This is a genomic window from Paenibacillus spiritus (assembly GCF_008710135.1).
Classification (GTDB): domain Bacteria; phylum Bacillota; class Bacilli; order Paenibacillales; family Paenibacillaceae; genus Paenibacillus_AQ; species Paenibacillus_AQ glufosinatiresistens.
On sequence record NZ_VYKK01000012.1, the window covers coordinates 175,850 to 200,676 of the forward strand.

Annotated in this window: 21 protein-coding genes; 20 read left to right on the plus strand and 1 reads right to left on the minus strand. The window is 56.4% G+C overall.

Translation table 11 applies throughout. The features are described from left to right. The first annotated feature begins 21 nt into the window (after positions 1 to 21). From F4V43_RS09890 to F4V43_RS09905, 4 genes are read left to right on the plus strand one after another with little or no spacing between them, the layout of a single operon-like run. Positions 22 to 2,283, plus strand: a complete 2,262-nt coding sequence (locus F4V43_RS09890; protein WP_150458073.1) for a hypothetical protein — start codon at positions 22 to 24, stop codon at positions 2,281 to 2,283. Between the two features lie 13 nt (positions 2,284 to 2,296). Continuing rightward, positions 2,297 to 3,307, plus strand: coding sequence for a pilus assembly protein (locus F4V43_RS09895; RefSeq protein WP_150458074.1), 1,011 nt, complete (start codon positions 2,297 to 2,299; stop codon positions 3,305 to 3,307). 18 nt (positions 3,308 to 3,325) lie between these two features. Further along, the gene (locus F4V43_RS09900; protein WP_150458075.1) at positions 3,326 to 3,841 is read left to right on the plus strand and encodes a prepilin peptidase; all 516 of its coding nucleotides are present in this window, start codon (positions 3,326 to 3,328) and stop codon (positions 3,839 to 3,841) included. Positions 3,842 to 3,869: 28 nt separating this feature from the next. Next, positions 3,870 to 5,498: a DUF6382 domain-containing protein gene (locus F4V43_RS09905; protein WP_150458076.1), complete on the plus strand. Its 1,629-nt coding sequence runs from the start codon at positions 3,870 to 3,872 to the stop codon at positions 5,496 to 5,498. On the opposite strand, the gene F4V43_RS09910 is transcribed toward F4V43_RS09905, so the two are convergent. Further along, a complete protein-coding gene (locus F4V43_RS09910; protein ID WP_150458077.1) occupies positions 5,477 to 6,382 on the minus strand; it encodes a TIGR01777 family oxidoreductase in 906 nt (301 codons plus the stop codon). The two genes, F4V43_RS09905 and F4V43_RS09910, sit on opposite strands and share 22 nt — an antisense overlap. 82 nt (positions 6,383 to 6,464) lie before the next feature. On the opposite strand from F4V43_RS09910, the gene F4V43_RS09915 reads away from it, so the two are divergent. The 16 genes from F4V43_RS09915 to F4V43_RS09985 all read left to right on the plus strand — a co-directional run bounded on the left by F4V43_RS09915 (position 6,465) and on the right by F4V43_RS09985 (position 24,781). Further along, positions 6,465 to 7,586 (plus strand): deoxyribonuclease IV, encoded by a 1,122-nt coding sequence (locus F4V43_RS09915; protein WP_150458078.1) that lies wholly within the window; start codon positions 6,465 to 6,467, stop codon positions 7,584 to 7,586. Positions 7,587 to 7,588: 2 nt separating this feature from the next. Beyond that, the gene (purU, locus tag F4V43_RS09920; protein WP_150458079.1) at positions 7,589 to 8,488 is read left to right on the plus strand and encodes a formyltetrahydrofolate deformylase; all 900 of its coding nucleotides are present in this window, start codon (positions 7,589 to 7,591) and stop codon (positions 8,486 to 8,488) included. 229 nt (positions 8,489 to 8,717) lie between these two features. Then, positions 8,718 to 9,437 (plus strand): hypothetical protein, encoded by a 720-nt coding sequence (locus tag F4V43_RS09925; RefSeq protein WP_150458080.1) that lies wholly within the window; start codon positions 8,718 to 8,720, stop codon positions 9,435 to 9,437. A gap of 28 nt (positions 9,438 to 9,465) precedes the next feature. Further along, complete coding sequence (locus F4V43_RS09930) at positions 9,466 to 10,530, plus strand: hypothetical protein (RefSeq protein ID WP_150458081.1); 1,065 nt, start codon at positions 9,466 to 9,468, stop codon at positions 10,528 to 10,530. Continuing rightward, positions 10,527 to 12,083: an ATPase, T2SS/T4P/T4SS family gene (locus F4V43_RS09935; RefSeq protein WP_150458082.1), complete on the plus strand. Its 1,557-nt coding sequence runs from the start codon at positions 10,527 to 10,529 to the stop codon at positions 12,081 to 12,083. Before F4V43_RS09930 ends, F4V43_RS09935 begins: the two co-directional genes overlap by 4 nt. Before the next feature lies 1 nt (position 12,084). Next, on the plus strand, positions 12,085 to 13,125 hold the full coding sequence (locus F4V43_RS09940; protein WP_150458083.1) for a hypothetical protein: 1,041 nt from the start codon (positions 12,085 to 12,087) through the stop codon (positions 13,123 to 13,125). Between the two features lie 14 nt (positions 13,126 to 13,139). Further along, positions 13,140 to 14,009, plus strand: coding sequence for a hypothetical protein (locus F4V43_RS09945; protein ID WP_150458084.1), 870 nt, complete (start codon positions 13,140 to 13,142; stop codon positions 14,007 to 14,009). A gap of 58 nt (positions 14,010 to 14,067) precedes the next feature. After that, the gene (locus tag F4V43_RS09950; RefSeq protein WP_150458085.1) at positions 14,068 to 14,262 is read left to right on the plus strand and encodes a hypothetical protein; all 195 of its coding nucleotides are present in this window, start codon (positions 14,068 to 14,070) and stop codon (positions 14,260 to 14,262) included. Next, on the plus strand, positions 14,259 to 14,402 hold the full coding sequence (locus F4V43_RS19710) for a hypothetical protein (protein ID WP_191089546.1): 144 nt from the start codon (positions 14,259 to 14,261) through the stop codon (positions 14,400 to 14,402). Before F4V43_RS09950 ends, F4V43_RS19710 begins: the two co-directional genes overlap by 4 nt. Before the next feature lie 9 nt (positions 14,403 to 14,411). Continuing rightward, positions 14,412 to 14,792, plus strand: coding sequence for a hypothetical protein (locus tag F4V43_RS09955; RefSeq protein WP_150458086.1), 381 nt, complete (start codon positions 14,412 to 14,414; stop codon positions 14,790 to 14,792). A gap of 12 nt (positions 14,793 to 14,804) precedes the next feature. Beyond that, a complete protein-coding gene (locus F4V43_RS09960) occupies positions 14,805 to 15,302 on the plus strand; it encodes a hypothetical protein (RefSeq protein ID WP_150458087.1) in 498 nt (165 codons plus the stop codon). 104 nt (positions 15,303 to 15,406) lie between these two features. Then, entirely contained in the window at positions 15,407 to 16,042 is a 636-nt protein-coding gene (locus F4V43_RS09965) for a hypothetical protein (protein WP_150458088.1), read from the plus strand. Beyond that, positions 16,039 to 18,294, plus strand: a complete 2,256-nt coding sequence (locus tag F4V43_RS09970; protein ID WP_150458089.1) for a hypothetical protein — start codon at positions 16,039 to 16,041, stop codon at positions 18,292 to 18,294. Before F4V43_RS09965 ends, F4V43_RS09970 begins: the two co-directional genes overlap by 4 nt. 15 nt (positions 18,295 to 18,309) lie before the next feature. Further along, a complete protein-coding gene (locus F4V43_RS09975) occupies positions 18,310 to 22,212 on the plus strand; it encodes a hypothetical protein (RefSeq protein WP_150458090.1) in 3,903 nt (1,300 codons plus the stop codon). 163 nt (positions 22,213 to 22,375) lie between these two features. Beyond that, positions 22,376 to 24,427 carry a transketolase gene (gene tkt, locus F4V43_RS09980; RefSeq protein ID WP_150458091.1) on the plus strand — a complete coding sequence of 684 codons (2,052 nt, stop codon included), beginning with the start codon at positions 22,376 to 22,378 and terminating at the stop codon, positions 24,425 to 24,427. A 33-nt stretch (positions 24,428 to 24,460) separates the two neighbouring features. Continuing rightward, positions 24,461 to 24,781: a pyrimidine/purine nucleoside phosphorylase gene (locus tag F4V43_RS09985; RefSeq protein ID WP_150458092.1), complete on the plus strand. Its 321-nt coding sequence runs from the start codon at positions 24,461 to 24,463 to the stop codon at positions 24,779 to 24,781. The last annotated feature ends 46 nt before the right edge of the window (positions 24,782 to 24,827 follow it).

Consider the following 24,827-nt stretch of genomic DNA (forward strand, 5'->3'; position numbering starts at 1 on the left):
TTGGATGAAAGGAGGACAAATATGATTCGCATTCTGTATAGAACCCGCCCCGACAGCCGCAGAGCGGACGGCGGACACAGCCGAAGAATACGGAAGAGAGGAAGAACGGATGGATCGATATCCCTTTTTCTGATGTTCGCCTTGGCTTTGATCTTTCTGTTCACGGCCGTTCTCATTGACTATTCCCGAATTGCGGCTGCGAATGTGCAGGGTGAAAGGCTGGCCCGGGCAGCTGTACGTTCCCTGATGTCGATGTATGATGCCGATCTGCAGCAGGCTTACGGACTCTATGTCTATGGGGGAGAACGTCCCGAAGAAGCCGTAAGCCGGGTATTGAACGGCTCCCTGGAGAGGAGCGGCCGGGATGACATCATGAACATCGTTCCGCTGACAGCGGACTCGTCTGAAGTGTCTTTGAGCAGGCCGCTCGGCGACTATGCGGTATTCCGGCGGCAAATTGCAGAGGAAATGAAATACAAGGCGCCGATCGACACCGCTCTGGAGCTGGCCGGCAAATTCAAAGGCTTATCCGGAGCGATGGAGGAAGCATCCCGAACCACACAACTGTATGCGAATCTTCAACCCTTGTACGATCAGCGCGAGGCGGCGCTGGACCGGATGCTGGACAATCGGCGTCAAGCGGCTGAAGCTGCAAGGAAGCTGCTGGACCGAATTATGGCGCCTCCCGGCGGAAGCATTGCCGACAGCGCACTCGGTTCGATTGCGAATGCGGCGGACATCGCGGCGCAGTACCGGGATTACGAAGGCAAGAGTATCTCGGACATGAACCGCTCCGAGAAGGAGGCGCCTCGCTATACTGAGGCCATCTCGCGTTACCAGGAGCAGAGAAGCGCCGTTATTGCCGATATCGCCAAGCTTGTCGGGGATTACAGCGAGGAGAGTGCGCGTCTGCTGAAGGAGGCCGGTTCGGCCATGGAAGAAGCCGGGAGCCTCAATGCGGAGATGAGGCGGAGAATCGAGGAAGAGAGAGCTTCGCCCAGGCAGGCCGGATATGCCTCCGCCGACTCTTGGGAGGTGCCCCCGGCAGGCAGCGCGTCCGGCGAAGCGGCGAATCTTCGAGAACAGGCAGAGCAGCTTCTTCTTCCGGATTCTCTGCTAAGCAGTATGGACGGGTGGCTCTCGGACCAGCGGCAGGCTGCCGACCGGGGAGTTGCGGCCGCAGACCGGCTGCCCGCAGCACTTGCTCCCTCCGCGGCTCCGGGGGCCGACGGCGAGCGGCTGAAGATCGCCGTTCTGTCGGCGGCAGCCGGCCTTGATGCTTATGTCCGGGATTATGGCACCTCCGGAACCAGGCTTGAACGGGAGCGAAGGGACGTGGAGAGCCGACGTGCCGGGGATGAGGAGCGCAAGGCGCTGGAACAGGAGGCCAAGACCAGTCTCGGCCGTCTGTCAGAGGTGCTTGGCCGCCTTCGGTCCGGCGGAGAATCTCAAGCCGGGGCGGAAGCGTTCGCGACAATCCGGCGCTATGCGCAGGAGAATGCCGCATTCAACCGCAGCCAGGCTGCTTCGGCCGCACTGCCCGGCGGGGAGAATGACCCCGAAGCGGCAGCCGCCGCTTCGATGAGTTCCACCGACGCGCTGTACGGCGCGCTCGGTTCGGTCCTTCAGGAAGCGGGCAATCGGCTGTTCCAGAGCGAATATGCCGCGCTTTATTTTCCGGCCTGCAATGTTACCTCGCTTGGGACTTCGCCGGAGAGCAGGAACGGACCTGCCGGCGGACCGATCTCCGGCTTGGGACCCGAGGACCAGGAATTGGAGTATGTGCTGTACGGTCTGGATAAGCCCGGCGCCAACATTGCGGCCGCCTATGCGGAGATCTTCGGCATACGCCTGGCCATCCGGACTATGGAAGGCTTCGCCTCCAAGGCCGGTCTCGGCCATCCGCTGCTGATCGTTGCGGCAGCCTTGGTATACGGGATTACCGAAGCATTGAAAGATATGGCCTTGCTGTGCAGCAAGGGGTCTATCCCGCTGGCCCGTTCCATACCGGCAGAGCTTGCCTACCGGGATTACCTTCGGTTATTCCTGTTCATGCACGGCAGCGGTGAACCGCAGCTTGCCCGGATGCTGGCACTGATCCGCTATCATACCGGAGTCAATCCGCAGGAGAGCTGCACCTACGCTTCGGCTACTGTCCGGTTCGGCATCAGGCTGTGGTTTCTTCCGGGTATCGCGAAGCTGATTCAGTACACGGGAGCGATGCCGGGAGAGACCGAGAACGGAATCCGGTTCCGGTCGGTGCGCGCCGATTTCTCATATTAGGAAGGTGAGCGCCATGGGACACATGCGCCGGAGATTGCGGCGGTTATCGGAAACGGAAGGCGTCCTGGTCGTAGAGGCCGCTATGCTGATGCCGTTCTTCCTGCTCTTCGTGCTGTTCCTGATCTTCATGGTGCAGATGACCCTCTATTCAACGGCGCTTCAGAGTACCGTGTCGGATACGGTAAAGATGACATCAGCCCATTGGTATCCGGTTAATCTGGCACTTGAAGAGAGAAGAGGAACGAATCAGCCGGCCGGAACGAACCGCGACGCAGAGAAGTCTCAGGCCGGCCGGGAATTGAACACGGGGCAATGGACGGTTCCCCGGCTGTCGATGCAGGAATGGGCTGGGGCCTATGTGTCTGCGCTTCCCTCTCCGCTGAAAGAATGGGTTCGGGAAGCCATAGAACGCGGAGAAGGTCCTCTGCAGCGTGTACAGGCGGAGAGTACGGAAGCTGTACTGGACCAGGCGGTCAAGCCGCTCATGAAGCCTTATCTGGCCTCGGATCTGCTCGACTTTACGCGGCTGCATATATCGAATATTACGATACCGGGCGCAGAGGAAGGGCAGGATGCTTATTTCGGAATACAAGCGAGTTACGCGCTTCCGATGCAGGTGCCTTTTATTCATAAGCGGATTGTTCTGGAGGCCTCCGCTATGGAACGGGTATGGATCGGCAATAGAGAAGGAGCGTCCGGGGAAGATAAGCCGCCGGATTCAACGGATACCATTAGGGTTCTCTCCGTTCCCGACCCGGCCTATCCGGGAAGCAAAGGGAAAATCCGTATAAGGCTGGCACCGAATGCATCAGCGAATCTGACCATTTACTATAAGAGCGGCAAGAGCGTTGCCAAGTATTTGGGTTGGAAGAATGCCGATAAGGACGGCTTTATCGAATGGGAATGGATTGTGGGCGGCAATACCACCCCGGATACATGGCCTGAGTTCAGGGTCGAGAGTCAGACGGGCGCTGCCGCAGAGGGCCGCTTCCGAGTGATGAAGAAGCCGGGGCGGGCGCCGTGAGGCAGAGAGGGGATAGAAATGATCGAACACTGGGAGTTGTTGGGGGTAGCGCCGGTTCTGGCGGCAGCCCTGTGGACGGATATCCGCTCCATGAGAATTCCGAACCGGATCACGGTTCCGGCTGCGGCTGGCGGGGTGGCGGTACAGACTGTAATCAGCGGGTGGGACGGTATGACGGCGGCGCTGGCGGGCGCCGGTGCAGGTCTGATTCTGCTGCTGCTCATGTACGGGATCGGAGCCGTAGGCGCAGGGGATGTTAAGCTCTTCGCTGCCATTGGCGCCTGGACAGGCGCAGCCTTTACCGTCCAGACCCTTCTGTATTCGCTGTTGTTCGGAGCGGTAATCGGTTGGGGCATTGTGCTGTGGAGACAGGAAGGACTCAGGCGTCTGCGCACAGCCGCCGGCATGCTGGCCGGAATCTATATCACCCGCAATCCTCGGCTGTATGCCGGATCAGGGCGGGAGGAGATGCTGCGTTTCCCCTTCATGCTTGCGGTAGTGCCGGGAACCCTCCTGGCTATGTGGGGAGCTTGATTCAGAGAAGCGGGGTAGAGGAGGGAAGATGTTGTTTGGATTGACGCGGGATTTTGTACAGCTGGAAGGATTCCGGATGGTGTTGGGGCGCAGCGGCGGATTGCCGGCAGAAGAACTGAACCCGGTAGAAGTACGGATGCTCGGTTCGAAGGAGATTGCCCATCATCTGCCCTTCTATCTCAAAGAGATCGACTTCAACGCCACTCTGGAATATTCGCTCTGCGGGGCGAAGATGCTGTCTTCTTTAATGAAGAGCGGAAAAATGGGCCTTACGGAATTTTATGCTCTGCTGTTGCAGATCGCAGAAGCGCTCGAAGAGGGGATTCTTCATATGCTAAGACCCGAACAGTATGCGCTGCACGAAGATTATATCTTTGTGGACGGCGAGCTTGGAACAGGACGGGTGTATCTGACCTACATTCCGCTGCGGCGGAATCCGGGAGAAGGGGAACTGGCCGAGCGTGTACTGCGGCTGACCTCTTCGCTTTTGAAGGGCATTACCGAGCTTAGGGGTGATGGTATCCAGCGAATTCTTCATTATTCCGGCAGCGAAGAGTTCACGATCAACGGTTGGAAAGTCCTTCTCTCCGCTCTGCTGTCCGGGGAGAGCGGACTGCCGGGTCTTCTGAGAGAGAAGCAGGAGCCCCTTCTATCGGAGGGGACTATGAGGACCATCTCTCCGCTGCCTGCGCAGGAAGCCGAGAAGAGGGCGAGCCCCGCGGAGCCGACGGATTGGTTCAAGGGATATCCGCTCTTTGGAACCGGGGAGTCTGCGGCTGTCGGAGAACAGGCGGCCGGGTGGTCGATGGGGCGTATGGGACGGAAGAAGGGAAGGGAGAATGAGCTTTCCCGGAAGGAGGAATCGGCCGAAGGGGAAGAAGGCGACAGTGCCGGAAGGCGGCAGAGCGGGAACCGTCCGGTTTGGATAGCAGGCTGCGTTCTGGCGGATCTGCTGCTCTGGCGCTATGGATACCTGAACCACCCTGGCCGTGCAGCTCTGGCTGCGGCAGGAGCGGGAACGCTGGCTTTGGGCTTTCTGGCCTGGGCAGCCTGGAGAGGCGGCCAAGGGGAAGCGGAGCCCGGCGGGAAGGCGGCCTCGGAACCTTACGAAGCGGAAGGCTTGACTTTGAAGCCGCAAGCTTCTCTTCCAACCAAGCCATCCGCTCGGCCTGTTGCGGCTATACAGGTGGATTGTGATTCGTCCGACCTAACGACCGGCCTAACGTCCGGTCTGACGGGCGAGAGCCAGAAAGAGCGTCCAGCCAGATTCGATGAACCGGCTACGACGCTGCTTGTCCGGGAACCGGAAGGGAGGAAGAGAGGCGAGAACCGCTTCCAGCCGTTTCTTGAGCGAACCCGGGAAGGGACAGATGGCGTGGAAGTGATCCCGCTGAACCGGGGCAGCTTCATTATCGGCCGCTCCAGAGAGGCGGCTCAATACATGGAGGATACAGAAGGGGCGTCGCGCGTTCATGCCGAACTCTCCCGCAGCGGCGGTACGTATGTACTTAAGGATCTGGATTCCCGCAACGGAACACGGCTTGGCGATGAGCCGCTGATTCCCTACAAGGAGTATCCTCTCCAAGAAGGAGATGTGTTCACCATAGCGGGCGGGCGCTACCTGTTCCGGGCGGGTCAATCTCTGGACTTCAGATGACGAAGGGCAGAATCAAGCTTGGGATAGCCAAAGTTAAACCCGGCCTCCTGAAGCTTGGCGGGCAGCACCCGCTGGCCCCTGAGCAGAACCTGTGACAGCTCGCCGAGAGCGGTCTTCAGCAGAGCGGCCGGAAGAGGGAACCAGTAGGGCCGCTGGTAGACGCGGGCAACGGTTCTGCCGAATTCCGCATTGGTTACAGGGATAGGCGCTACGGCATTGACGGGGCCCGATAAGACGGGATTCAGGGAGCAGTAATCGATCAGGGCTATCATATCGTCCTCGTGAATCCAGGACATCCACTGCCGTCCGGTACCGATCCGTCCCCCGAATCCAAGCAGAAAGGGCAGCTTCATCTTCGGAAAAGCGCCTCCCTTGCTGCCCAGCACAATGCCGGTGCGCAGCTTGACGAGCCGGACTCCGTGGTAGGAACGGTCCGCGGCATCCTCCCATTCCTTGACGACTTCAGACGGGAAGTCGGAGACACGGGAAGGTGAAGCTTCCGTGAATACGGCTGACTCGGATGTGCCGTAGATCGCAACGGCTGAAGCCTGAATAACGGCTTCCGGGAGTCTGTGCAGCGAGTCCAGCAAAGACCCGGCAGCGGCGACAGTCTTCAACCGGGATTCCATAATGAGCCGCTTGTTGTCTGGACTCCAGCGCTGGCTGAGTGTGGCTCCGGCCAGGTTAACGAGGACCCGGCAGCCTTCAGCCGGAGACGGATCGGCCTGCAATTCATTCCAGGTAAGATAGACTGCACCGGGCACGATGCTATCTTTTCCGGGCAGGCTCCGGCCAATGATCAGCACCTCATGTCCCGCCTGAATCCAGAACTTGGCGAGTGCCGATCCGATATAGCCGGTGCCTCCGCAAATGGCTGCTTTCATGGAGTGCCTCCTGTGTGGATGGATTTCTTATCCCAATCACGATAAAATAAGCTGTAATTCGTGAAGAAAGAGGGATAGCTGAATGCTGAAGATAGGTTCGCATGTGTCGTGCGCGGCGAAAGGGCTCCTGAGCGCGGCCAACGAAGCCCAGGAATACGGATCAAGTTCATTTATGATATATACGGGTGCGCCTCAGAATACGCGCCGCAAACCGATTGAAACGATGTATGTAGAGGAAGGCCGGGCATTCATGAACGCTAACGGCGTGGACGAGATTGTCGTGCATGCTCCCTATATCATTAACCTCGGCTCCTACAAAAATCACACGTACCAGCTGGCCGTCGATTTTCTCCAGGAGGAGATTCATCGAACCCATGCCCTTGGTGTTAAGCATATTGTGCTGCATCCCGGCGCTTATACGGACAAGGATGCGGAATACGGAATTCAGCGGATTGCCGACGGACTGAACGAGGTGCTGAACGGAACCCGGGAGACGGATGTTCATATCGCTCTGGAGACCATGGCGGGCAAAGGAACCGAGATTGGCCGCAGCTTTGAGGAGATTGCTTCTATTATAGACCGGGTGGAGCATAATGAGCGGTTGTCGGTCTGCCTGGATACCTGCCATATCCATGATGCCGGCTACGATATTGTCGGCGATCTTGACGGTGTGCTTCAGGAATTCGATCGGATTGTCGGATTAGACCGCATCGGCGTGGTGCACATCAATGACAGCAAGAATCCGGTCGGCTCCCGCAAAGACCGGCATACGCCAATCGGCTCCGGCTGGATCGGCTATGAGACGCTCAACCGGGTCGTCCATCATGAGCTGCTTGAGGGTCTGCCTTTTATTCTGGAGACGCCTTGGATCGGAAAGGATGCCAAGACCCAGCGTCCGATGTACGAGGCCGAGATTGCGCTGCTTCGGGGCAATGTCGGCGAACGCTTCGGCGGAGAGTTTCTTGCACAGGTGGAGGAGCTTCATGCTTTCTTTGCCCAACGGGACATTGCGCCCCGTCCGTATGTGCTGGGGGTCTGGAACGTTCTGAAGAGCGATGCCAAGGCCAAGAAGGCTGATCCCCGCGAGCCGCTGGAACGGCTCTATGATATGGTGACAGAAGCCGCCCTCTTCCCGGAACTTAGCGAAGAAGCGATCAATCACCGGCTGATGGTGTGGCTGGCCGGCAAGGAGATGAACAACTAATCATGGAACTTCACGTTAAACCAGAACATTCATCAAATACTAGCGCTTATCCGGAGAGAGCCCGGATGCTGATCTCCTGTCCCGACGGTCCGGGCATCGTGGCGGCGGTATCCCGCTTCCTGTTCGATCATGAAGCCAACATCGTCCAGTCGGACCAGTATACAATGGACCCTGCGGGCGGCATGTTCTTTATGCGGATCGAGTTTGATCTGCCCGGTCTCGATGACAGGCTTGAACAGCTAAAGACCGAGTTCGCGGAGATTGCCGGCCGGTTCTCGATGAATTGGCAGATTTTCCAGGTAAGCCACAAGAAACGGCTGGCCATCTTTGTATCCAAAGAAGACCACTGTCTGGTTGAACTGCTCTGGCAATGGCAGGCCGGCGATCTGGACGCCGATATCGCACTGGTTGTCAGCAACCACCCGGATATGAAGGAATACGTGGAATCCTTCGGTATTCCCTATCATCATATCCCGGTAACGGCGGAGACGAAGACCGAGGCCGAGCGCCGCCAGCTCGAGGTAATCGGCAATGATATTGATGTAATTATTCTGGCTCGTTATATGCAGATTATCTCTCCGGCCTTCATTGAGCATTACCGGCACCGGATTATCAATATCCATCATTCGTTCCTGCCCGCTTTTGTCGGCGGCAAGCCTTATGCCCAGGCTTACGCCCGCGGAGTGAAGATTATCGGAGCGACCGCCCACTATGTTACTGAAGAACTCGACGGCGGACCGATTATTGAACAGGACGTGCAGCGGGTCAGTCACCGCGACGACGTGAACGAGCTGAAGCGCATCGGTCGGACGATTGAGCGCGTAGTGCTGGCCCGGGCCGTCAAATGGCATATTGAAGATCGGATTCTGGTACATCAGAACAAGACGGTCGTATTTAATTAGTCTATTCCCGGCGGGGTGCCCGCCCTGCCGGTCTTTTTAAGCAAGAATCCCCTCCTGCCTCACGCTCTTTTCCATTCCCATATGTCTCTCCCGCAGGTAAAAAAGCATTTTACCACATTTTGGATAATGATATCCAAGGTGTGTTTTGTCATGTCTGCCGGAGGGAAATGTGGAGGAGCGATGAGGAGGGAGGAACAAAAAGGCAGGAGTTGAAAGGAGGGGCGGCAAAATGCCCTCGAGAAGTCAATGGCTCCGCCGGAACGTCATTCTGGCTGTTCTCGTTCTGGTGACGGGTTTCGGCGGTTTGCTGGCATACGATCTATATATTAAGCCTTATGTGCTGGCCCGGACCGTCGTCAAGGTGAAAGTGGCAGATTATGGACTGCTTCCGAAGAACCGGGTGCTGCTTGCCTCGGACCTGTACCTTGATTCTGTACAGTCCCAGGATGTCCCGGAGGGAGCGCTGGTGTCGCTTGGACAGGCGGAAGGCAAGATGGCCAATGTCAGTCTTACCGACGGTATGATTCTGACAGAGTCGCTTGTGGACGTAAGCAACCTGGAACCGGGGCCCGGAGAGGGGATTTTTCCGGTGCCCAAGGAGAGTATTTATGCAATCAACGGGTCTCTGCGAAGCCGGGACAAGGTGGATCTGTACCTTATTCAAGGTTCCGCGGACAGGCCGCTGGCCCGCGGCGAAGGCGGGGAGCTCTCCGGGAACGAAGTCCAGCCGCCGTCCGGAAGTCTGTTCCTGAGCGGCGTGACAGTCAATTATGTCCGCACCGAGGATAACAATGATGTAAGAGATACCGAGAACGGGAATGACAACCACCGCTTTACCTCGACCGGTAAAGTGGCGGTTCCCGAGCTTAGGCTTGCCCGGAAGGACGGCGAAGCATTGGTCAAAGCCCTGGGCAGCGGATGCAGAATCTGGATTGTGCGCGTGGAGTAGGCAAGCAGATCAGAAAGGTGGAACTCTCATGAAGATATCAAGCTTGGGGCTGGATCAGCTGACGATTCATGCGATCCGGAATGCGGGCTACGGAATTATTGATCACCAATCGGAACCGGACCCGGGACAGGTGGAGGACGGGCTGCTGATTCTGACCAGTGAGCAGGTAGCTCCTGAAGCACTGGCGGGGGTTCGGGAGCGGTATCCGGATGCCCGGCTGCTGTATTGGTACCGCGAGTTCGGCATCGGCGGCTACCGCACGGTGCACATGCTGTGCGAAGAGCGGGATATCCATTTCCTCCCGCCGCGAACGACCCCGCCCGCGCTGATTGAACGGCTTCGGCTGATGCTCGACCGGCAGGCCGAAGAAAGGGCTAATATTATTGCGGTTCTCGGAACCGGCGCGGGCGTTGGCTGTACCGGCGCAGCCCGGTTGATGGCGGAACGAATGGCGGCCGCAGGCTGCCGGGTCCTTCTGCTTGGGATGAACGTGTACGATCCCGGGTATGACCATAAGCCTTCGGTCAGCCTGGACCGGCTGCGGCCCAAGCTGACCGGCAAACGGCTGCATCCGACGGATTTTGAACAATGGGTAAGACAGGACGGCTATCTGTATCTTCCGGGCAGCTTCGATTATTTAAGCGCGCTGGACTATCAAGAGGATGAGATGGAGTATCTTCTGACAGAAGCAGCCGCACAGTTCGATGTGGTGATATCCGACTGCGGCTCCATTCCGGAGAGCGCAGCCTGGTATGCGGCGCTGCAGAAGTCTTCGCTTCGCGTAATGGTAGCGAGTCCCCGGCATGAATACCGGCTGCACAGCCTGCTTGAATTGGCCGGACATCTGGAATTGGCACCCGGAGACTTCCGGCTGTGGGCCAACCGCTGCCGTCCCGACGACGGTCTGTCCGCCAAAACGCTTGCCGCCCGGACAGGCTGCGAGCTGCTGCTGGAGCTGCCCGAATATGCCCCGGCCGGAGAACGTCTTCCGCTGGGAAGACGGGAGCTTCAGCTGTTGGACAGCAAGGTAAAAGCGATGCTGTGCGCCTACGGCCTCTTTGGCCGCGGCCGGGAGAAGGGGGTGCTGGCATGAATGCCATACGAAGACCGGCTCTTGGCCGGCCCGGCGTCCCGTTGGCGAAGTGGATCAAGGCTCCCGGTACGGCCGGCAGGGGAGATTCTGCTTCCGCAGCCGCAGGCGGCCGGCGAAAGCCGTTCTCCTTGAAAGCCAGCCTTCTTCGCAGCAGGCCGGCCGGACAAGAGGATTTTCAGGAATTCTTGTCTGTGATGAAGCGGGAGCTGGGGGCCGGACTGGAGCGTGAGGACGGCAGTTATTTCGAGCTGAACGGCCGGGCGCTGGTCGGTGAGCCGCAGGCGGTCAGCTTTTTCATGAACGAGATTGAGAAGTATTTGAGGAAGACGCCGTTCAGCGGCAGGCTTCCCGAGGCTTACGACAGCGCTGCGGAAGCGTTGTTCCATGAATGGAAGGGGTTCGGGCCGGCGTACCGCTGGTTTACGGACAGGGCTTACAGCGAGTCAACGGGTCTTCAGATTATCGGCCGTCAGATTTTCTACAACGTGAAAGGGCAATTTGTGCCCTACCCCTATGAGATGCCGTCGCTGGAGCGGGTAGAGCAGTTGAAGAGAGCGCTGCTGAAGAGTGATCCTGCGCAGAGGCTGAACAAGGATCATCCTTCCGCCGAATTCAAAATGGATGACCCGCTGTGGCCCGGACGCTTCATCCGGCTGGCCATCTGGGTGCAGCCCCGGGTATGGGACGGCTTTACAACGCTGTCAATGCGCCGCCAGGTGGTCGAGTTCCTCGATCTCGACGATCAGGCGGGAACCGGGTGTGTACCCGGGGAAGCCGTCCCGATGATTCGCGCGCTGGCGCGAACCTTCCGCAATACGGTCATTGCCGGAGCCGTGGGATCGGGCAAAACGACTTTTGCCAATACGATTGTAGGGGAACAACTGCTTGGAGCCGACTCCTGCATGGGCGTGGTGATGATCGAGAAGCATCCTGAATCCACGCTGCCCCACCAGATTAAAGGCCACCGGATTATCCCGATTCAGGCAGCCAACGAGGAGCTGATGGAAGTCGGCATGGAGTCGCTGCGGCATGATCCGAATCTCATCTTCATGACGGAGATGCGCTACAACGAATGGGAGTTCTACCTGTGGAGCGGCGAGAAGGGCTATGACGGGCTGACGGGGACTTTCCATACGGTTGATCCGGAGGACATTCCGTATCAGGGCGCTTTTGCCGTATCGACCCGGGTTGGAGGCAGCCTGAAGGGGCATCTGGTCTCTGCGCTGAAAGCCTGCGAGCTTGTCTACATTCTGGAGAGCGCCGGAGCAGGGAAGAAAAGGCTGAGCCGGATTTCGGAGATCGTGTACGATGAGGCCTCCCGTTCCGTGTATGCCCATGATTTGATGCGCTGGGACAGGGAGGCCGGGGAGTGGAGGTATCATGAAGGAATCAGCGAGAGCATGAGGGTCAAAATGAGCGGAAAAGACCGGGACTCCGCCCGTATCTTCCAAAGTGAATTATCCCGGCTGGCCGGCGGGAAGCCGCTGCGCCATCCGCGCAAGGAGAGTCTCAAATCCCGCATGGTGCTCCGCGAAGAGGGAGGCGAGCGATGAAATGGCAGTATTGGCGATGGTGCGGTTCACGCTTCATCTCGTAGCGGCTTGCGGACTATGGCTGCTGGTTCAGCCGCTGATCGTACCGGTGATTGAGGGGCTTGACTTTCGGACCGAGGGCCTGCGGCGGGAGAGGGACGGGGGAGAACGGTGGGCTGAAATTCAAAGAAAGTACCGATTCTGCCGGCATTTGGACAACCTGCTCTATCTGGCTTCGCCCCTTTATGCTCCGGGCACAGCGGTAGTCCGTTTTCTGGCAGGAACCGTTCTGCTTGGTCTGACCGTCTTTCTGTCCTCCTGGGTCACACTGCGGGAGCTGCCCGGCTACCTGGGATATCACAATGCGCTGCTGAGCGGTACCCTCCATGCCTCGCCCCGGACAGGAACGGGATCATGGCGGCTGGCGCTGTTCCTCACCGTGCTGGCTACGCTCCTGCCTTATCTCAGGCTTCGTTACCGGTATGCGGGCATCCGTGTCAAAGCAAGCTACGACCTGCTGGAGGTTGTCAAACTTGCAGCCAAATATACGCACTTGCCGGTCGATGCGCTGCTGGAACAGACCGCGGCTTCGCTGGCCGGAGACAACGTCCTGCGCCATCCGCTTCAGAGGCTGGCCGCTTCGTTTGCCGGTTACAGCACGGAGCATGAGCTTCGGGAGGAGACCATCCGGTTCGCGTCCTCCATTTCCACTACATTTGCCGCTGCCTTTGTATCCGATCTGCGGTATGCCGAGCGGGAAGGAACAGGCTATCTCAAGAATGCGCTGCTTCCGCTTACCCGGTCTATGGAAGAACAGCGCGAGACGATTCTTGCGGTCAAGGCCAATGCCAGGGACGCCATCAGTCTCGGATTGTACGGCAATCTGATCGTTCTATTCAGTTCGGTGGGAACCTTCATGTACATGCTGAGGCCAGGAGTATACTTCCGGCTGCAATTTCAGACCCGATCCGGGCTGATCTTCTTCATGGTCATCGCGGCCGGTCTGTTCCTGTCCTTCGCAGTCAGCACCGTTCTGGCGAAGCCGAAGCTGGATTACCATTAGGGGAGGGGAATGCCATGAGCCGGCTGTTGCAGCTGGTCGCCATTCTGGGCGTTTTGTATTTGGCTTGTATGGCCTTGATCGGGGCGGAGAGCGGGAGAGAACGCTATTTAAAGCGCCTCGGACGGCGATGGGAGGCGGTTGGCGAACGGCTGAAGGCCAGCAGCCTTCAGCAGCTTTTGGATGGGGCGGGGCTGACAGTCTCGGCAAGAAGTGTATCTCTCCTCCGGTACGGGGCGCTACTGCTCTATCTCGGTGTGCAGAGTCTGAGCTGTTTCTTGCGAAAAGAGCCGCCGGCGGCTTCGGATGGGCTGACCGTGCTTATGCTGCTTTTGGTAAGCAGTCCGGCGCGCTTCATGCCGATGGGCTGGCTGCTGAGATGGATGAACCGAAGAGTGCTGCTGCAAAAGGACAGCGAACTCATCTCTTTTCTTCGTCTCTACGAGAATAACCGGCTGCGCCGGAGAGGCTATGTCCAGTTCGGGCAATTCTGCGCCGAATCGGCCGGACACTTTCACTATCTGCGGCAGGATCTGTACCGTCTTTCGGAAGTGGCGGTGGACGAAGGGAATGAGGAGGCGATCGAGTGGTTCTGCAGCCGGTTTGGCAGCGGGCACTCCCTGATTGGAGAAGTGCGGTCCATTCTGCTCGCTACCGAAGGGATGGATGACGATCTGGAAGCGGCAGCGTATCTGCGGGAACAAGGACATATGATTGCCCGGATGTCGAGCGACCAGTATCTGCGGCGCTGGTCCATGATCGGGGACGTCGCATCGGTTATCAATGTGATTCCATCCGTCGCTATTTTTCTGATGATCGTAGTTCTCGCTATGCAGTACATTATGCTGATCAAAGGAAACTTTAACGGAGTGGATCTCTTCCGATGAATATTTGTCATATTCGAGTATCCTTAAAAAATATAAAATGAAAAGGGAGAAATTAACAATGAAAAAAGACGCCATCTCTACGGGTTTGTTCATCGCCATCGGATTCCTCTGTGTCGCGATTGTTATCGCGGTGCTGCTTCCGGTCGTGCGGGATGTTATTAATGATGCGGATGACAACCGTCCGGCTATCCCGGCCGTTAGCCTTCAGCTTCCTTCCGATTTCGTTACCCCAAGTGGTGGATACCCGGCATGAAGAAAGACTCGATTTCCGTGGCGCTGTTTCTCTCCATCGGGTTTGTTATTGCCGGCATCTTCATCGCAGCGGCTGTACATATCATCGGCAGCAGCCAGGACGGTATCATTTCGCATGTGAAGCAAGTAGAACATTACTAGGGGCCGGCCATGAAAGAGACGGTAATTCGTGCCTTGTTCATGTGGCTGATCCTGTTTATAATGCTGCAGCCGATCTTCACCTATATCGATTATTTGCTGGACCTGCAGGTGAAAGCCAATACGTCCTATCTGGCCCAAAAGGCTGCGACTGAGGGCATAGTGACTTCTTCTCTGAAGAATGAGGTTGTCCATAACCTGGAGGCGCTGGGCTTCTCGCCTTCTTCCATTTCAGTAACCGGCAGTACGGAAGCCGTGCAGAATCGCGAGGCCCGGATCGACGTGTATATTCGTGTTCCCCGAATTCCAATGTTCCCGTACTTCTTTGGCACAGCGAAGCAACCGGAAGAGTACTACGGACACGGCTCGGTTATGAGCGAGTATGTGGAATGAGAGGGCCCGGACATGGACTACATCATTAAGCTTGCTTTTGTCCTGCTGATCTTCGTATATGCCTGGTTGTTTCAGACCCAGAACCAGGAATGGGATACGGAGCGCGCGCTTTTGAAGGACGCGAACAATCTGGCGGTGCATGACGCCTCCAGAGCGCTGGATCCCGGGGAACTGGCGGAGGGACGGATCACCATTGACCGCGCGGCTGCGTTGGAGATTTTCAAGTCGGGACTAGAGGCCAACCTCGGTCTCGACCGCACGCTGGCGCCCCTTCCCGGAAGTCCGCTGAATGCGGCCGTTCGAATTGTAGAGTTCAAGGTTCTGGACGAGAGTTCAGGAGCAGAATTCCCCATGCTCTATGAGGACGACCAATACGGCATTACCAAGTACCTGCTGGGTCCGTCCGTCATAGCGGTAATCGAGACCCGCCATCCCGAACTGATTGCCCGGTTAAATTCGCAGGAACCCATCCGGGTCCCTGCCATCCAGGAGTACAAGCCGGATCAGTGACGATAACTCCGGGTTTATCGGGCAACCCGCCTAAGTTCGGGCGGGTTGCCCTAATAAGCCCAGAGCCCAAGACTAAATAATTAATAAGGGAGAGTTTGTATTTTATGAAAAACGTACTGACAGCAGCCTTGGCAGCAGCATTGATTGCCGCCCCATTCACCGCATCCCAAGCAACCGCCGCTCCTGTGAAGCTTGCAGCGACAGCTGCCAGCCCGGCTAAAGCAGCGGCCCCGGTCATGCTGGACAACCTGTCCAAGTATGGTCTGAAGAAGGATGTGGAGCTGCCGGTGACGGTAACGGCCGGGGGGCTCAGTTATACGTTGGAGAAGATTATGATTTATGATTACAATTCGCCTGCGGCGGTAGCGCTGCGGGAGAAGTATAAGTTCGTAGATGGCAATGGGATGGTAACCAATCCTAAATACTTCATCTGGACCAAGATTACGATTACAAATAAATCGCAAAAAATTGTAAAACGCGGGGTGCCAGACCTTCTCTACAAGTGGAGATTATTCTTTGCTGATACTAAAGGGGAGGCTTACGATGCTACCCCGCAAACTATGCTTAAAGTTAAAAATAGCAAGGAAGCGCTTAGAAACTTCACGTTAAACCCTGGCGAATCGTTGACTACTTATCAGGCTTATCTTTATAAGGGGAAATTTGAATACTTCAGAATTTCTCTTAATTATGGGAATTATGTAAGCAAGTATGTAGCGAATGATCCGGAGTTGGCAGAATGAACGGATCAAAATTACTGCTGGTTCTGCTGGTCCTTTTACTCCTGATTCCCACCCTGCCTGTTACAGATGCCCAGGCTGCGGATGCGAAATCGGCTTCAATTGGAATTCCGTTATCCAGCGGTCTTCGGGGAAATGACAACAGCGCAAAGGCGTTCTATCTTGACCTGCCCAGCGGTGTTAGTGCATCGTCGATTTCGACAAGCAGCTTGAAATACAGCGGGGATAATACGTTGGTCAGTATGTCTCTCGAAAACGGCAAAATTAAAGTCACGCTGAAAGGCATTAGCAAGCCTGAAACAGTCGAGGTTTCTGGATACAGCGGGGTGCGCGGTGAGGACTTCACAACCAACATCGGCAATAGTATTTGGTTATATGCAGACGGCAGACGCTGGCAAATTAACAACTATAACGAAGCGAAGGATACACTAGACTACCAGGCAAAAGATGCAAGTGACTGGACAACCCCTTCCAAGTATCCGCCTATGACGCTGGTTTCTGCGGCATCCAATCAAAGTACGGTGGGGCGAGTTTGGTATACAACGAATGGCGCGGTTGTAGAAAATCAGTATGTCGTTGATTCTACAGTAAAACCTGTGTTTGTATCAGGTTCTGACTATTTGAAAGGAGAACCTAAATTCAAAAACGGGAAAATCATCACAAACTACGTTATTGGTCCCGAGGGTAGCCCCTTAATAAATTCTACCTATGAAGATCAGACAGATGCGGCTACCATACCCGTTACTGGTTGGGTGGAAGGTCGATTCTACAAAGCTACTGTGAATTATCATTACACCGCCACCGCCAAACTCACCACCTACAGCTACGGGGGCAAAGTTTCTTTTGACTACAAACCTTTGACTGAACCGGCTCTGGAAGGCATCGTCACCGTTCTTGCCCCTAACCCCAACCCGACTAGCAACCAGGGCAAGGATATCCCGGTCAGTTTGAAGATTAACGGCGAGCTACTGGCCTACAATAATTCTTCTAACATCGAAGAATGGGTGTTCTATGCCAAGGAGTCTGGCAGCAGTACCGTGTATACGAAGAAGAATTATATCAAGGCGCTCAAGAGCAGCGAGACCTTCGCCAACTTGGTCATTCCTAAAGGCAGGGTTCCCACGGGGGAATATGAGAAGGAATACACGCTGACCGTTACGGTCCGCTTTTCGAAGCCGATCGACACCCTGAACGGGAGTGTTACAACGTTAAGCCAGACGATGAAAGCAACGGTAGGCGTAACCGATTCTGCGGGAAACCCGCCATCCGGCGGGGGCAACAAGCGACCGGTCGCCGTCCTTAGCGTTCCCGACTCTGTCATGGCCGGCCAGGAGTTCCTGGTCTATGGAAAAGACTCCTACGATCCCGATGGAGCAATCACGGATTATGATTACGGCACCGGATCGGCGGTAGAGCCAGTCACCGGCCCCTACGGTTTTACTTGGTATCCGCTATCCGAGGTGGGGAACCGCCGGACAATCAGCCTGCTGGTAACCGACAATGATAACTTTAGCGGCAGCACTACGGCCAAAGTGAATATCAATGCCCCAAAGCCGAAGGCAGCTGTTAAAATTCTCGGCACGAAGAAAGAGAACCGGAAAATCACGCTCCACGATGCCAGCGTAAATCTTGCCGAACATTTCCCGGTAGACTCCTCCAAGACCCGGTTCACGATCCAGGCGGTCAGCGGAGGGACGGCAGGTGACATTAAGTACAGCGGCACGTTAACCGGCGTGAGCGATAAGGATTTGGTCATCAAGAAAGCAGGAACCTACCGGGCTACGATTTATGTCGTGAATAATGTCGGCTACTCGGATACCGCTGAAATAACGTTTGAGATCGCGCCGGACGAACCGCCGACCGCGTACCTTTCAGTTCCAAACCAGGCTTACCGGGACCCGGAACATGGCAACAAGGCCGCTGCGGTGCTGGACGACATGTCTTTTTCGCCGGACTATGACTTCATCGGTCACCGGCTCTGGCAGTACCGGTATGATTCGGATAATGACGGAAGCTTCAGCGACGAAGCCTGGTCTACTCTTAGCGATGCCAACGAGAGCCGCATTGCCTTCAATCCGGCAGCTGTAGGCCGCTATGAAATTCGCTTAACCGTAACGGAAGAGTTCGATCAGCCGACCTTGGAGGAGTTTGTAATGCCTGCGGACCGAAGATCCGCGAATACGGATTCACAAAGTGCCACCGAGAAGATCCTGACGGTATATAACCGCGCCCCGGTAGTGGACTGGTCCTGGTAGGAGGGAAGAAAGCAGATGAATTTAAAGACCATTTGGCGCAGAGTACTTGCAGGTATCCTTTCTCTGGCGCTGCTTCCCTGGTTCAATCCGGCTCCGGAGAAGGTACAAGCTGCGGGAGAAATCATCGAGTATAACGATGTCACCATTCCGGCCCGTTCTTATACGGCTTCAAGGCCCGCCAGTTACCCCGGAGACCCGGACTGGTATGCGAGTACGATGGAGGCGAATTTCGGAGAGAACACGTACAAAATCAAATACGACCAGGTCCAGCATCTTCTCTATCTCGATATGACCGGCATCTACGCTCCGACCAGAGTTGAGGTTCATCGGGAACCTCTGGGAGAGCTGGCGAAGAATTGGACGCGGGACCGGGCCTGGCATGGGTATGATACTTGGTGGGATCAGAATCTGGATCTTAAATACAGTGACGGCACCATAGAACAATTAGCCAACACGCACGGCGGCACTTTTAACAGCATGTACGAGAATGGCGATCTTAGCGGATATCATAATGGTTCTAATGAAATCCGGGAGAATCCAATGGGCTATTATAAAAGATGGTACCCTGACCCCGTTAATCATCCGGACTATTACCAGCTCGATTACTCTCAAACTTACATTGTGCCCAGTTCCTACTTTCCGCTTGATCCGGCCAAGAAGCCAGTAGCGCTAATACTTACCTTAAAATATACGGACTCTTATGATACGCTCAATATGAACTTCAACCGTACAAATCATTATCCCTACAGCATTACCGATACGGTTACAATCCCGCTGACGACCAACAAAGCACCGAAACTGACGCTGACTTCGCTTCCGGGAAGCATCATGAACGAGTCGGGGTTCAGCACTTACAATCTGGAGGGCTATGTGCAGGACCCCGACAATGATACGCTCGATTTGATTGCCGAAATTCCGAATGTGTTCTACCGGAAAATATCCATACCCGCTACCGGATCGCCCAAGAATTTCATCATCCCGGTAGATACCTTGACGGACAGCCTGTCGCCGGGCACGTACACGATACAGGTAAAAGCGGTAGATCCCTTCAAGATGAAGGCAGTCGCCTCAACCAGCCTCACCGTAACGAAGCGGCTGAAGAATAAAGCCTATATTCTGGTCAATGAGCCGGTCAGCATATCCGGCAGCTACGCCGATCCGGAGAACGATCCCAAATACGCAGAACGGTACATGTATGAACAAGACCCCGGATTCTTCGATAATCCGATGGGGCTAATTTCAGATAACGGGCTGTGGAGAAGCAGCAGGTACACTTCTTTTCCATACAGCGGCGCTTACGCAGCGAGATTTCAGAACCGGGACAACCCGCTGAACGACAACCGGTTCGATGAGTTCCGGCAATGGAGCCGGGATAATCTCTCCAGCATGACGTTCCTGGTTCATCGTAAGCCGGTGGCGCTGTTCACGGCCAGACTGAATAACGGAAACGTTACGATTGCGGATCAGTCCTATGATCTGGACCATGTCTCGGCTCCGAACAAAGGCATTTACGCCCGTCAGTGGCAGTATAAGAAGAAATCCGACGAGACCTGGACAGAGGGAAGTTTATCGGTACTTCCGGCCAATGACGCCTATGAAATTCGGCTGCGGGTGCGGGACATTGACGGACCGGACGGAATCGGAGTATGGAGCGACTGGTATCAAGTCGGTGTAGGCGAACCTGGCAATATGCCTCCGGTCGCACTCTTCACAGTGACGCCGAATAATGTCAGTTACCGCAAGAATACCACTGTGGCAGACCGCTCCTTCGACCCGGATAATGATGTGCTGGATACGTATGAGTGGACGCTAGAGAAGAGCGGTGAAGGAACAAAGTGGCACTCCTGGGGACCGGCGACCATGCCGCCCAATATTGCCGCTTACGGCGTCGGCAGCTATACGCTGACTCTCAAAGTCCGCGACAGCCGGGGGCTGTGGTCCAGCCCGTATTCTCAGAGTATTCAGGTGACCAACGCGCCTCCGGTTGCGGCTTTTGCGATGCTGGAAGAGCTGTACCGGGATTCGGTCGTCACGATGGAGAATACGACTCCCGATCCGGACGCGGATGGAGACGCTGTAAGCTATAAATGGAATGCGCGGCTTGGCAGCGGCAGCTACTATTTTGCCGGCAGCAACCGCAATCAGAACGTCAGTGTTCGCAGTCTGATCACTCAGATGGGGCTGACCGAAAGGCAAGCCGTATCGGAAGGCTGGGAAATGCGGCTCACGGCGTCGGACGGCACCTTAAGCTCCAATGCCACCCGGCTCTTCAAGGTATTGAACCACGTTCCGGTCGCCGCAATCGGCGGATCCGATGCGGCTGTTCAATACCGGACATACACGTACACATCGGCCGATGAGGACGGAGATTCTTCAGATGCGGGCAATCTTCAGTATTATTGGCGCATCACGAATGAGGACGGGGCGAAGGAGATAAGACGCACGCCGAATGTGCAGATGGACTATGACCAACCCGGTGTCTACACCTTGGAACATTGGGCCGTTGACCCGATCGGGGCCAAGTCCAATATTGCCGCGCTGAAGGTGAATGTTGCGCCGAATCTGCCTCCGGTCATGACGATAACGGCTCCAAGCGGAACCGCGACAAATCCAACCATCCTGGATGCTGTCAAGGACGGCGATCCGTTCGTAACCTGGTCATACTCGGACCCCGAGAATGACGCACAAGAGAAGTATCGGCTGGAATTTTACGACAAGGCCGGGTTGCTCTGCACCACCGCCGAGAACACCGACGCGGCAGGCACAGCGCGGAAGTGGCAGAGCCCGGCGATGAAGTTCGAACCTTTTGTTCCCTATAGCGTCATCGGGCGCGTCTATTCCAAGCAGAGCTGGTCCGAGCTGTCGAACGAGCGGGCATTCATCGTGGATAATCCGCCGGTGCCCGGGTTTACGCTAATCACCGACACCGGCCGGGATGCAACCGGAGTTCCGATTTACCGGACGGATACGCTGCGGATCACCAGTACCGCCTATGACGATGATGAATCAAAGGGCGACACGATCACGTATCGCTATTACCTGAAGTCAAGCGGCGGCAGCGAGAGCCTAATAAGCTCGGTAGCCGATTGGGAAAAGCAGTTCAGTACAAACGGGACGTTTACGATTCGCCAAGTGGTGACGGATTCGCTGGGCCTGTACCGGGAAGAAACGCACAGCTTGGCGGTTCAGAACCGGCTGCCGACCGTAGAGCTCGCCTTTCCGTCCAGTCAGAGCTCCGCCAAACCGACGATTGCCAGCACCCTGACGCCGGTAATCAAGTGGAATTACGCCGATCCGGACGGCGACGAACAGCACCGGTACCAGGTTCATATCAGGGATGCTGCGACGAATGCGCCGGTTCTGGAGTCTCCACTTACCCTGTCGGGCGCGAACCAGTGGACTGTTCCGGCGAATGCGCTGGTCGAGAACAAGGTGTACAAGGTCAGCGTCACCGTATATGACGGGCCGGACGGGGCCGGTTACGGAAGCACGACTTCCGATCCCCGTTATCTTATGGCCAACCTGCTCAGCGTCACTGGCAGCGTGAAGCATACGGACGACTGGAACGCGAACCGGCAGCAGTACAACCTGAAGCAGAGCGGCAATGCCGAACTGCCACGGGGATACCGCGTGTTCTGGGCCGGGGAGAAGTTTGTGCTCTATGCCGAAGCTGCGGGGCTGCCTGATACAATTACTGCACAGATGGACGGCGGGAGGCAGGCTGAGCTTCATCCGCTAAATGAAGACAGAACGCTCTGGACCGGAGAAATGTCCGATCCGGCGTTTGCCCTACTGCCTGATGGACCGCTCGCTTTTACATTCACTGCCCGCAATGCCTATCACACTAAAGTGGACCGCGTTGTGGTCGAAATCCGGGGGGCCTGGGATGATTACTTCCGGAATCATCGGGTGAAATAAACAGAGAACGAAGGGAGTGTTCCGCATAAAAAAACAGCCTGTATACGACACTGAATAAGCGGAACGCAGCAGCGCCGCTTCAAAAAACACTATTGGAAATGCTTCCACTTTAGTGATACAATAATAGTCAAAATGACATTTATGAGTCTTGAGGAGGATAATAATGACCGAAGAACAGGCAAAACAGCAGGCATTGCCGCAGGACGAGAACTCCACGGTGGACAACCTTGCGATCACCACGATCCGAACTCTGGCCATCGACGCCATCGAGAAGGCGAATTCCGGCCATCCGGGGATGCCGATGGGCTCCGCTCCTATGGGCTATCAGCTCTTCGCCAAGACGATGAACCATAACCCGGAGCATCCGACATGGGTGAACCGCGACCGCTTTGTTCTCTCCGCCGGACACGGCTCCATGCTGCTGTACAGTCTGCTGCACCTGAGCGGCTATGATCTTCCAATGGAAGAGTTGAAGAAGTTCCGTCAGTGGGGAAGCCTGACGCCGGGTCATCCGGAGTTTGGACATACCGCCGGCGTGGACGCCACGACCGGTCCTCTGGGACAGGGGATCGCGATGGCGGTCGGCATGGCGATTGCGGAAGCGCAGCTCGGCGCAACGTACAACAGAGAAGGCCATGACATCATCAACCATTATACGTATGCGATCTGCGGAGACGGCGACCTCATGGAAGGCATCTCTTCGGAAGCGGCTTCCCTGGCAGGCCATCTTCAGCTCGGCAAGCTGGTCGTTCTCTATGACTCCAATGATATTTCGCTCGACGGCAAGCTGAACCTGGCCTTCTCCGAGAATGTAGCCAAGCGTTTTGAAGCTTACGGCTGGCAGGTGCTGCGCGTGGAAGACGGCAACGATCTTCCGGCCATCGGCCGCGCCATTGAAGAAGCGCAGAAAGAGACCGGTAAGCCGACCCTGATCGAAGTCAAGACAATCATCGGCTACGGCAGCCCCAACAAGCAGGGCATCGGCGGCCACGGCGGTACGCACGGATCCCCGCTGGGATCGGCGGAAGCGAAGCTGACCAAGGAATTCTACAAGTGGGTCTATGAAGAAGATTTCTACGTGCCGGATGAAGTGCGCGCCCGTTTTGCCGAAGTGAAAGAGAAGGGCATTGCAGCGAACAAGAAATGGGATGAGAAATTCGCGGCTTACCAGAAGGCCTATCCGGAGCTTGCCGCGCAGCTGACCACGGTGCTGAACGGCGATCTGGCAGAAGGCTGGGATGCCAAGCTCCCGACTTACAGCACGGAAGACAAAGCGGTCTCGACCCGCGTCGCTTCGGGCAACGCGCTGAACGGCCTGGCCGGAGGCGTTCCGCAGCTGTTCGGCGGTTCCGCCGACCTGGAGAGCTCCACCATGACCCATCTGAAGGGTCTGCCTGCGTTCACGCCGGAGTCGTACGACGGCCGCAATATTTATTTCGGCGTCCGGGAATTCGGCATGGCTGCCGCGATGAACGGCATCGCTCTGCATACCGGTCTGAAAGTATTCGGCGGCACCTTCTTCGTGTTCACCGACTACCTGCGTCCGGCCGTCCGTCTGGCGGCGCTCATGAAGCTGCCGGTGACGTATGTGCTGACGCATGACAGCATTGCGGTCGGCGAAGACGGTCCGACTCATGAACCGATCGAACAGCTTGCTTCGCTGCGCATCATTCCGGGTCTGACGGTTATCCGTCCGGCAGATGGCAATGAAACATCGGCAGCTTGGGCGTATGCCATGGAGAACAAGTCCGGCCCGGTTGCACTGGTTCTGACCCGTCAGAACCTGCCGATCCTGGAAGGGACTACGAAGAACGTGCGCGAGAACATCAAGCGCGGCGGATATGTCGTCTCCGATGCGAAGGACGGCAAGCCGCAGGCCCAGATTATCGCGACCGGTTCGGAAGTGCAGCTTGCCGTGAAGGCGCAGGCCGCTCTGGCCGAAGAAGGAATTCAGGTCCGCGTCATCAGCTTGCCAAGCTGGGAGCTGTTCCAGCAGCAGGATAAGGCGTACCGCGATTCCGTTCTTCTTCCGGACGTCAAGGCCCGCCTGGCTGTGGAAATGGCCCAGACCTTCGGCTGGGAGCGCTACGTCGGCGACCAGGGCGATATTCTCGGCATCACCACGTTCGGCGCTTCGGCTCCGGGCGACACGGTTATCAAGGAATACGGGTTCACGGTAGAGAATGTAGTCAGCCGCGTCAAAGCGCTGCTGTAAGCTTATATTCGAAGAATAAGGGAGCTGGGGACAATGGGACAATTCGAGCAGGCAACCGTTCAGAAGAAAGCGAACATTTATTATGACGGCAAGGTAACGAGCCGTACTGTTACTCTGCAGGATGGCCTCAAGGTGACGCTGGGAATCATGCTTCCCGGAGTCTATGAATTCGGAACGGAAGGACCGGAGACGATGGAAATTCTGTCCGGCGAGTTGAAGGTGCGTCTTCCCGGCGCCGAAGTCTGGCAGGAGATCAAGGGCCCCGAAACCTTCCACGTTCCGGGCAACTCCAAGTTCGCTCTGGAGGTCTTCACCGTTACCGATTATTGCTGCTCTTACCCGGACAAGCTGTAACGCTTCCCCGGACCCCGCAAGATTTGAACTCAAGCGTACCGGCGGC